This is a genomic window from Congzhengia sp., from assembly GCF_037235575.1.
Lineage (GTDB): Bacteria > Bacillota > Clostridia > UBA1381 > UBA9506 > Congzhengia > Congzhengia minquanensis.
Map to the genome: position 1 here is coordinate 41,235 of NZ_JAXUNN010000011.1, position 10,314 is coordinate 51,548.

Consider the following 10,314-nt stretch of genomic DNA (forward strand, 5'->3'; position numbering starts at 1 on the left):
GGGAATTCCATGGGAAAAGTAAAAGTTTTAGAAAAAAACGTTTCGGACAAAATCGCGGCAGGCGAAGTTGTTGAGCGGCCTGCTTCTGTAATTAAAGAGCTTTTGGAAAACGCGGTGGATGCAGGAGCAAGCAGTGTTTGCGTTGAGATTAAAGGCGGTGGAATTTCGTATATGCGTGTGACCGACAACGGAAGCGGCATGACGAAGGAGGACGTTTCCCTCTCAGTGATCCGCCACGCCACAAGCAAAATTGCCACGGAGGACGACCTAACAAAAATTTTAACTTTGGGATTTCGGGGGGAGGCACTGTCGTCCATTGCCGCGGTGTCCCGGCTGGAAATTTACACAAAGGTGCGGGAGGAGGACAGCGGCACCCATATGGTGGCCTATAACGGCGAAATTTTAGACGTGGCCGAGGCCGGCTGTCCCGACGGAACCACCGTGGTGGTGCGGAACTTGTTTCAGGCTGTGCCTGCCCGCATGAAGTTTTTGAAAAAGGACTTTACGGAGGCGGGATATATTGAAGACATTGTGTCGCGCTTGGCCCTGTCCCACCCTGAAATTTCAGTGAAGTTTATTAACAATGGAAAAGAAATAATGTTTACGCCGGGCGACAATTTACTGTCCTCGGCCATTTATGCTGTTTACGGAAAGGACATTAAAAATGCCATGGTGGAGGCACATTTTGAAGAACGGGGCGTTAGCGTTTCGGGCATGTGCGGAAAATCTGCCGCCGCCAGGAGTAACCGCGGCATGGAAAACTTTTTTGTCAACGGACGGTACATAAAATCGGCACTTCTTTCCCGGGCGACAGAGGAAGCGTATAAAAATGAGCTGATGGTGGGAAAATTTCCGGCCTGTGTGCTAAACATCACCCTGCCGCCGGAGAATGTGGACATTAACATTCATCCCACAAAATTAGAGGCCAAGTTTGCAGAGGAAAAGCACATTTACCACTGTGTTTACTGGGCGGTGAAGAACGCCCTTTATCAGTCGAATTTTGTGCCGCAGGCTCAGGAGCACAAAAATATTAAACCACAGTTTGTGCGGCCGCAGTCCCAGGCAGAAGAACGTAGCCTGCAGGAGCAAACTGCTCCGCAGGTGAAAACGAACCTACCCAAGGAGCCGACTGCGACTTTAAAGGAAACAGGCGGCTTTACGCCTACACACACGACGAAAGTTATGCCGCCTTGCTCTTCAAACGAGCCGCCCGCATTGAAAAATAGACAGGAAGCTTTTAAACCTCCTGCACAAAAGCCAATCATTAAACCTGTGCCCGAAGCTGCAGCCTCCGCAGAACAGAGCTTGCCAACGGCGGAGCAAACGCCAGTGGTGCCGGAAAGCGGCGCGCCTGTGTATAAAATATGCGGACAGGTTTTTGCAACCTACATCATAGTGGAAAAGGACGGGAAAATGCTCATGGTAGACCAGCACGCCGCCCACGAGCGGCTGCGGTATGAAAAGCTCCTTCAGCAATACCGGGGGAGGGAAATTTCGTCCCAGCTCCTGCTGTGTCCTGAGGTGCTGACTCTGACAGCAACGGAGTTTGCTACGTTTGTAGAAAATCAGGAGGCCATCTGCGATTTGGGCTTTTTGGCCGACGAGTTTGGGCAGAAGCAAATCATTGTCCGCGGCACGCCGGCAGAGGCAGGAGAGTGCGACGTAAAAGCCACTATGCTTGAGGTGATTGAAATGCTTTCCGGCAGCAGAAAAAACGTGGACGACGATCTGGCGGCAAAAATGCTTTACCGCATTGCCTGCCGGGGCGCAGTGAAAGCAAATGCGGTTTTAAACCACGCAGAAATGACAAAGCTGTTAGACGACGTTTTCAGCTTAACGGGCATTAACACCTGCCCGCACGGCAGGCCCATTACAGTGGAGTTTACAAAAGAATTTATTGAAAAACAGTTTAAAAGGATTGTATAGATGAACAAAGTAATCGTAATTGCCGGGCCAACCGCCACGGGAAAAACCGCCTTGTCGGTTGCGCTTTCAAAAGAGCTGGGCGGCGAGGTGGTTTCGGCAGACAGCGTGCAGATTTATAAGGGTTTAAACATCGGCAGCGCCAAACCCACAAAAGAAGAAATGCAGGGCGTGCCCCACCACATGATGGACATTTTAGAGCCGGACGATAGCTTTAGCGTTGCAAACTTTTGTGTCCGGTCAAAAGAGGTTATATCGGAAATTCAGTCGAGAGGAAAGGTGCCCGTTGTAACCGGCGGAACAGGGCTTTATATCTCATCTTTAGTGGACAACGTTTCTTTCATTCAAGAGGAAACGGACAAGTCTGTGCGGGAGAAGCTCGCACAGGGGCTTGAAACATTTGGAAAAGAAGCCATGCACGAACGGCTCACAGAAATTGACCCGGAGGCCGCCGCGTCTATCCACCCGAACAACACAAAACGGGTGCTCCGCGCGCTGGAGGTGTTTTTTACCACGGGAAAAACGCTGACCCAGCAAAACGCTCAGTCAAAATTAAACAAATCGCCGTTTCACTTTGTGCTCTTAGCCCTTACCTGCCAGCGGGACATTTTGTATGACCGCATCAACCGCAGGGTAGACGGCATGGTGGAGCAAGGCTTGTTTGAAGAAGTTCAGTCCCTGCTAAAACGGGGCGTTCCGGCGAACTGCCAATCCATGCAGGGAATTGGCTATAAGGAGGCCGTGCAGTTTTTAAACGGCGCGGTCACAAGAGAGGCATGTATTGAAAAAATCAAACAAAACAGCAGAAACTACGCCAAGCGCCAGCTGACGTGGTTCCGCCGGGGAGACTATCAGTGGTTCGACGCGGTTTCTCCCGGGCTGTATGAGTCGGTGAAACAGTATATTGGAGAACACAGCCTATGAACGATAAAGACGCCTATCAGGGCACGGTGGACGAAATAATTTACCAAAATGAGGACAACGGCTACGCAATTTTCGATTTAGACGCCGGAGAAGAGGGTCTAATCACCTGCGTGGGCACGCTGCCCTTTTTAAAGCGCGGCGAAATGTTAATCGTCAGCGGAACGTGGGTCAACCACCCCAGCTACGGCCAGCAGCTGAAGGTGTCGCTGTTCCAGCGTGTAGAACCCGAGTCTAAAGATACCATTTTAACCTACCTGTCGTCCGGCGTGGTGAAGGGCATCGGCCGCGCCACAGCGGAAAAAATTGTGGACCGGTTTGGAGAAGACGCCTTGCGCATTATTGTGGATACGCCGGAGCGCCTGGCTGAAATTAAGGGGATTACCGTAGAAAAGGCCATGAAAATTTCTGAAAACTACATGGCCATTTATGACAAGGAACAGCTCATTCTGTTCCTGCAAAAATATGGAATTTCGGCAAGCTATGCCGTAAAGGTTTACGACCTATTGGGCAAAAATGCGGTGGAAATGATAAAGGAAAACCCATACATCCTCTGCGAGCGCATTCGCGGCATCAGCTTTAAAACCGCCGACATGGTGGCATCAAAGGCTGGCGGTGCGCGGAACAGCGTGTTTCGGATTCAATCAGGCATAAAATATATTTTAACCTTTTATGCCGCCAGCGAGGGACATACCTATTTGAAGCGGGGGGCACTCATTACGCTGGCGGTGCGCATGCTTGGGATAGACGGGCTGGAGGCCGAAAACGCACTGATTCGTCTGTTTTCAGACCACGAGCTGGTGTGCAAAAAAATAGATGATGAAGACTGTGTGTTTCTGCCTGCGCTTTACCACGCAGAGTTTGTTTCGGCAATGTGCATGAAAGAGCTGTTAAACGGCAGTGAAAAAGAACATGTGAAAGATGCCGAAGCAGAAATTGAAAAGCTAGAAAAGGAAACGGGAATTTCCCTGGCCGAAAAACAGCGCGAGGCCGCATTGTGCGCCTTAAACAGCGGCGTTACGGTTATCACCGGCGGGCCGGGCACGGGAAAAACCACAACCATTAACTTTATTATAAAACTGTTTGAGAAATCGAAAAAGAAAATTGCCTTAGCCGCCCCGACGGGGAGAGCCGCAAAACGCATGACAGAGCTATCTGGCCGCGAGGCAAAAACCATTCATCGCCTGCTGGAGGTGGGCTTTACCGATGACGACGAGCTGCGGGAATATGTCCGCGAAAGTACAGAACCATTAGAGGAGGACGTTGTTATCATCGACGAGGTCAGCATGGTGGACGCAATTTTAATGAGTTCCCTGCTTTCCGCCATTAAGCCCGGCGGACGGGTCATTTTGGTGGGGGACAGCGACCAGCTTCCTTCGGTGGGCGCGGGGAACGTGCTGTCGGACGTCATATCCTCCGGCATAGTTCCCACCATAAGCCTGGACACTGTGTTCCGCCAGGCGGAAGAAAGCATGATTGTGGTAAACGCTCACAAAATAAATCTGGGGGAATATCCAATTTTAAACAAAAAGGATAAGGATTTCTTTTTTGTGGAAGCGGAGGACACTTACAAAACAGCCCAGCTGTTAACCGATTTGGTGTGCCGACGCCTGCCCAACGCCTATGGATTAGACCCCATGGCAGACATTCAGGTCATCAGCCCCATGAAAAAAACACAAACCGGTGTTTATGCCTTAAACGCCGCCCTGCAAGCCCTATTAAACCCCGGGGAACCGGGAAAAAACGAGCGGGCGTTTCAAAACAGAATTCTGCGTGAGGGCGATAAGGTGATGCAGATTAAAAACAACTATGACCTGCTGTGGAAACGCACAGGCGGTGACGAGGGCTCCGGTGTTTACAACGGCGACATGGGCAGAATTGTTGAGGTGAAAACCGCATCTGTTACCATTTTGTTTGACGATGGGAAAAAAGTGGTATATGAAAATGCATTGCTGGACGAAATTGAACTGGCCTATGCCGTCACCGTACATAAAAGCCAGGGGAGCGAGTTTAAAACCGTGGTCATTCCTGTTTTTTTCGGCACAGAAAAGCTTTTTTCCCGAAATCTTTTATACACCGCCGTAACCCGCGCCAGGGAAATGGTGGTTTTGGTGGGGCAAAAGGCGGCCTTAAAAAAAATGGTGGACAACGACTATGAGGCAAAACGGTTTTCCAGTCTTCGCTGGCAGCTTTTGGAGGGAGAAAACGCATGAGCCAAATTGTTTATGACTATATTGAAGATTATTTAAACCGCAGCCTGAAACAAAACGAACCTTTTTTTGAGGAACTGCGGAACTTTGCAGAAAAAAACCACATCTATATTGTAAAACCCCAGGTGGAACAGTTTTTAAAAACGTTTTTGTTTGCCGCCCGTCCCAGCCGGATTTTAGAGGTGGGAACTGCCATTGGCTACAGTGCGCTTATGATGCTGTCCTGTCTGCCCCAGGCGCATATCACCACCATTGAGCGGGATGAAGCCGTGCTTGCCATGGCAAAGGAGAATATCAAAAAGCGGGGTGCGGAGGAGAACATCCGCTGCATTTTCGGCGACGCAGGCGAGGTATTGGAAAATTTAAACGCAGCGTTCGACCTTGTGTTTTTAGACGCGGCAAAGGGGCAATATCAAACCCACTTTAACCTGTGCCTTGCCAAAATGAATCCCGGCGGCGTGATTATTACAGACGACGTGCTGTATATGGGCATGACCGCGTCGGACAAACTGGCAACGAAAAAACACATCACCATCACCCGCAGGCTCAGGGAGTTTTTAAGCTACCTGTGCGCAAACGAACGGTTTGAAACCACCGTTCTGCCAATCGGCGACGGGGTGGCGGTGACTTATATAAAGGAATGAAAGGAAACGCACTATGTTTGTTATTTTAGGCATTGGAAATCCGGGAAAGAAATACGACGGGACAAGACACAACATTGGATTTATCGCAATGGATTATATGTCAGCCAAATATGGCATAAAAATAAATAAGATCAAGCACAAATCCCTCATCGGCGAGGGGAATATCGCAGGCGAAAAAGTGCTTTTGGTAAAACCCCAGACCTTTGTAAACCTTTCAGGCGAAGCTTTAAGGGAAATTTGTTCCTACTACAAGGTTCCGGCAGAAAATGTGATTGTCATTCACGACGACGTGAGCCTTCCCTGCGGCAGGCTCAGAATTCGCAAAAAGGGCAGCGACGGCGGCCACAATGGAATTAAGTCTATCATCTACCAGCTTGCGTCCGACGAATTCACCAGAATTAAAATCGGCGTGGGCGCGCCGCCGGAAAATTATGACTTGCCAGACTGGGTTTTGGGCCGGTTTTCAAAAGAAGAGGTTTCCCATCTGTCAAAACTGGTGGACTGTGTGGTGGAGGAGGCCGTGCCCGAAATTATTAGAAGCGGTGCGGAAAGCGCCATGAACAACTATAACGGGAAGGTATTTTAAATGAATGTTTTTTTAGACGCCGCAAAGAAGCTTTGCGGCTTTTCGGATATTGGCAGGCTTTCAGGCAAAGAGGCGGTGAACGTGGTGGGTTTAAATGCCCCTGCAAAAGCACACTTTGCAGCAATGCTGTGCAAAGAATTTGGCCGCCAGGGCATTTTTATAACCGACAGCGACTACACTGCGAAAAAAATAGCCGAGGATTTTTTGTTCTACTTTCCCGATGGGGCATATTTTTACCCGTCGAAAGAGCTGGAGTTTTTTAAAGCCGACGCAAAAAGCCACGAGCTGCAAAACAAGCGGCTGGAAATTATTGAAAAGCTGGCAGGCGGCGCAAAAAATACGGTCACAGTTATGTCCATCGACGCGGCGCTGCAGTTTACGGTGGACATTGCCGCATACCGCGAAAGCGCCCTCATAGTTGCTGTTGGGGACGAACTTTTGGTCACAGAAATTTCAAAAAAACTCACCAACATGGGCTACACTAGAGAAGACATGGTGGAGGGCAAGGGACAGTTTTCCGTCCGCGGCGGCATTATAGACGTGTTTCCCCCGTCTGCCGAAAATCCGTTCCGAATTGAGCTGTTCGGCGACGAGGTGGACTCTATCCGCACCTTCGACGTGTTTACCCAGGTTTCTGTGGAAAATATTGAACATGCAAAAATCGGCCCGGCGGACGAATCGTTCCGCGCCAAGAATGCCGATACCTGTGTTTTGGAATATTTCGAAGACGACGCTTTTGTGTTTTTCGACGAGCCCCAGGCCATTTCAGAGCGGGTTGAGGGCTTAAACTGGGACATTGAAGAAACGGTGAAAGCCTTGGCAGAAAAGGACAAACACTTTCAGTTTCAGGAAAAATATATTCATAATTACTACGATGTGCTTCATGAACTGTTAAAGCACCCCTTTGTTGGGCTTTTGGAGCTTCCCCGTTCAACGCAGGACTATCATCCCAAAGCAGAGGTGCATATAAATGCCGGAGAAATCGGCAAAGCGCCGACAGAGCGGGACAAATTCTATGAGGAATTGAACGAGTGGCTCAAAACCTATACCGTGGTATTTTCTGTGGACAAGGACAGACAGGCGGCCTTAGAGGGCGACCTTGCCGCTGCGGGATTTTCGGCAGTAAACGCAGAACACGGGCAGGCGGTGGGAGGCAAAATCAATCTGGTGCCCGGCGGCCTGAAAAAAGGCTTTTATTATGAAGAAGCAAAGGTTGCCTTTTTTGGCGAAGAAGAAATCTTCGGGCGCAGCCCAAAGCGCAGGCTAAAGCGCAAAAAAATGGATTCTGCCAGCCGAATCCGGGATTTTAACGACTTAAACATCGGCGATTATGTGGTGCACCGCACCCACGGAATTGGCCAGTATATGGGGCTTGACACTTTAGAGGTGGAAGGCAAGCGGCACGACTATTTAAAAGTGAAATATAACGGGGACGATTTTCTCTATGTTCCCACCGACCAGTTAGACCTTTTGCAGAAATATGTGGGAAAAGACGGCGTTGTACGGTTAAACAAAATGGGCGGCGCAGACTTTGCCCGGCAGAAGAAAAAGGTGAAAGAGTCCACAGAAGAGCTGGCAAAAGAGCTGGTGGCGCTTTATTCCGCCCGGCAAAACGCAAAAGGCTTTGCCTTTTCGCCAGACAGCGAGTGGCAGAAGACCTTTGAAGAGGAGTTCCCCTATGTGGAAACCGACGACCAGCTTCGGTCAATTGCAGAAGTGAAGCAGGACATGGAAAGCGTGCGCCCCATGGACCGGCTCCTTTGCGGCGACGTGGGCTACGGAAAAACGGAGGTTGCCCTGCGGGCAGCCTTTAAAGCAGTGATGGACTCGAAACAGGTGGCGATTTTAGCCCCTACCACAGTTTTGGTTATGCAGCACTTTAACACGTTTACAAACCGCATGAAAAAGTTCCCCGTAAAGGTGGCGGAGCTTTCCCGGTTTAAAACGAAAAAGGAGCAGGCACAAATTGTAAAACAGCTAAAGAGCGGCGAAATTGATATTGTTATCGGCACCCACAGGCTTTTGGCAAAGGACATTGAGTTTAAAAGCCTGGGGCTTTTGGTGGTGGACGAAGAACAGCGTTTCGGCGTGAAGCACAAAGAGCGCATTAAAGAAATGAAACACAATGTGGACGTGCTGACGCTTTCGGCAACGCCTATCCCCAGAACACTGCACATGTCTATGATTAACATCCGCGACATGAGCGTTTTAACCGAGCCGCCGGAAAATCGGTTCCCCGTGCGCACTGTGGTTATGGAACAAAACGACGCGGTGACAAACGACGCCATTCGCAGGGAGCTTTCCCGGGGAGGCCAGGTTTACTATATTCACAACCGCATTTCTTCTATCGACTCCGTGGCAAGAAAACTGCAAAAGGCGTTTCCCGATGCAAAAATTTCTGTGGCTCACGGCGCAATGGAGGAAGAGCCCTTAGAGGAAATTATGATGGAAATGCTGGAGGGCGAAATTGATATCTTGGTGTGCACCACCATCATCGAAACGGGACTGGACATTCAAAACGTGAACACTATTATTATTGAAGACGCAAACAGGATGGGCCTTTCCCAGCTCTACCAGTTAAAGGGCAGGGTAGGCCGCACCAACCGGCGTGCCTTTGCCTATCTGCTCTACCGCCCCGACCGTGTGCTAAACGAAAACGCAACAAAACGGCTTCGCGCCATTAAAGAATTTACCGAGTTCGGCTCGGGCTTTAAAATTGCCATGCGCGATTTGGAAATCCGCGGCGCGGGCAACATTTTAGGCGCCCAGCAGCACGGCCATATGGACACGGTGGGCTACGATATGTACTGCGAGCTGCTTTCCCAGAGCGTAAGCGAGCTTTCAGGCATACCCCAGGAAGAGGACTGGCAGCCCGCAGTGGACATTAACGTGGAGGCCTACATTCCGCCCAGCTACATTAAAAATCACGCCCAGCGGTTAGATATTTATAAAAAAATTGCTTCCATTGAGAGCGACGGGGATAAACTGGACGTGGAGGGCGAAATCTGCGACCGGTTCGGCGACATGCCGGTCAGCGTGGCCGCGCTTGTAGCTGTTGCCGAAGTGAAATATATGGCAAAGGACTGCGGACTGAGCGAAATTACAGTGAAAGACGACAGCATTCTGTGCTATTTTAAAACGCAAATGGACTTGGAAGCCATTGCGGGGCTGGTGTCGGAATTTGGCAGCAAATTTTTTGTTTCAGCCGGCACAAAGCCCTATATGGTGTTGAAAATTGACAGGAAAAAAGAAGAAAATTTGCTTCTTTCTGTAAAAAATTTATTACAGAAATACAAGAAACTCTTGCATAGTAATGTTAAATAGTGTATAATACATTTATTACAATTAAACAAAGGAGTGTTTTTTGTTGAACGCATTAAAGGCAACAATTAAGTGGATTGCCGCAATCGTAATCATATGCGCGGTCGCGGTGTTCTTAGCAAGCATCAACGGTCTTTCCGTTTCGCGCAAAATCGCAACGGTGGGCGGTAATGATGTAACGGAGGCAGAGTATAAGTATTATTTAGAAATGATAAAAGACCAGATGATTTCAGAAGCCGGAGAAAACGCCGGGGACGATTACTGGAATTCTGATATTGACGGGAAAAAAGCATCTGAAGTGGCAAAAGAAAAGGCAATGGACGAGCTAATCCGCGTTGAAACCGCAGTTGTTAAAGCCAAGGAAGCGGGTGTGACATTAACCCAGGAGCAGGCTTCAAACGCACGCTCCATTGTGAACGCAGATGACGCTGCGACAAAGGAACAGCTGAAAGAATTAGAAAAGAAAACTGGTGCGGACAAGTATCAAATTGCGGACATTATGGAAAAGACATTTTTATCTAGTGCGTACTATCAGTCCCTTTCTCAGCAGGAAAATTCCCCTATTAAGCCGGACGATGAAACTGTGAAAAACGCGGCCAACGAAAAATATGCCGTGGTAAAACACGTTTTAATTTCGAATACTCCTCAGCAGGACGCAGCAGCTGCGGCAGACGGTGCAGCAGAGCCGGCTGAAGAAGTGGACACAGAG

Annotated in this window: 7 protein-coding genes; all 7 read left to right on the forward strand. The window is 49.3% G+C overall.

Translation table 11 applies throughout. From position 1 onward, the window contains the following. Positions 1 to 9 precede the first annotated feature (9 nt). Positions 10 to 1,926 (forward strand): DNA mismatch repair endonuclease MutL, encoded by a 1,917-nt coding sequence (mutL, locus tag WIG73_RS01845; RefSeq protein WP_337399041.1) that lies wholly within the window; start codon positions 10 to 12, stop codon positions 1,924 to 1,926. Beyond that, positions 1,927 to 2,847: a tRNA (adenosine(37)-N6)-dimethylallyltransferase MiaA gene (gene miaA, locus WIG73_RS01850; protein ID WP_337399042.1), complete on the forward strand. Its 921-nt coding sequence runs from the start codon at positions 1,927 to 1,929 to the stop codon at positions 2,845 to 2,847. Beyond that, positions 2,844 to 5,057, forward strand: a complete 2,214-nt coding sequence (locus WIG73_RS01855) for an ATP-dependent RecD-like DNA helicase (RefSeq protein WP_177679913.1) — start codon at positions 2,844 to 2,846, stop codon at positions 5,055 to 5,057. The genes miaA and WIG73_RS01855 overlap by 4 nt, the downstream gene beginning before the upstream one ends. Next, positions 5,054 to 5,698, forward strand: coding sequence for an O-methyltransferase (locus WIG73_RS01860; RefSeq protein ID WP_249311070.1), 645 nt, complete (start codon positions 5,054 to 5,056; stop codon positions 5,696 to 5,698). The genes WIG73_RS01855 and WIG73_RS01860 overlap by 4 nt, the downstream gene beginning before the upstream one ends. A 13-nt stretch (positions 5,699 to 5,711) precedes the next feature. Further along, positions 5,712 to 6,284, forward strand: coding sequence for an aminoacyl-tRNA hydrolase (pth, locus tag WIG73_RS01865; RefSeq protein ID WP_177679915.1), 573 nt, complete (start codon positions 5,712 to 5,714; stop codon positions 6,282 to 6,284). Next, complete coding sequence (mfd, locus tag WIG73_RS01870) at positions 6,285 to 9,608, forward strand: transcription-repair coupling factor (RefSeq protein ID WP_337399043.1); 3,324 nt, start codon at positions 6,285 to 6,287, stop codon at positions 9,606 to 9,608. A 43-nt stretch (positions 9,609 to 9,651) separates the two neighbouring features. Continuing rightward, positions 9,652 to 10,314, forward strand: a 663-nt coding sequence (locus tag WIG73_RS01875; protein ID WP_337399044.1) for a SurA N-terminal domain-containing protein, incomplete at its 3' end; no start/stop codon positions are given.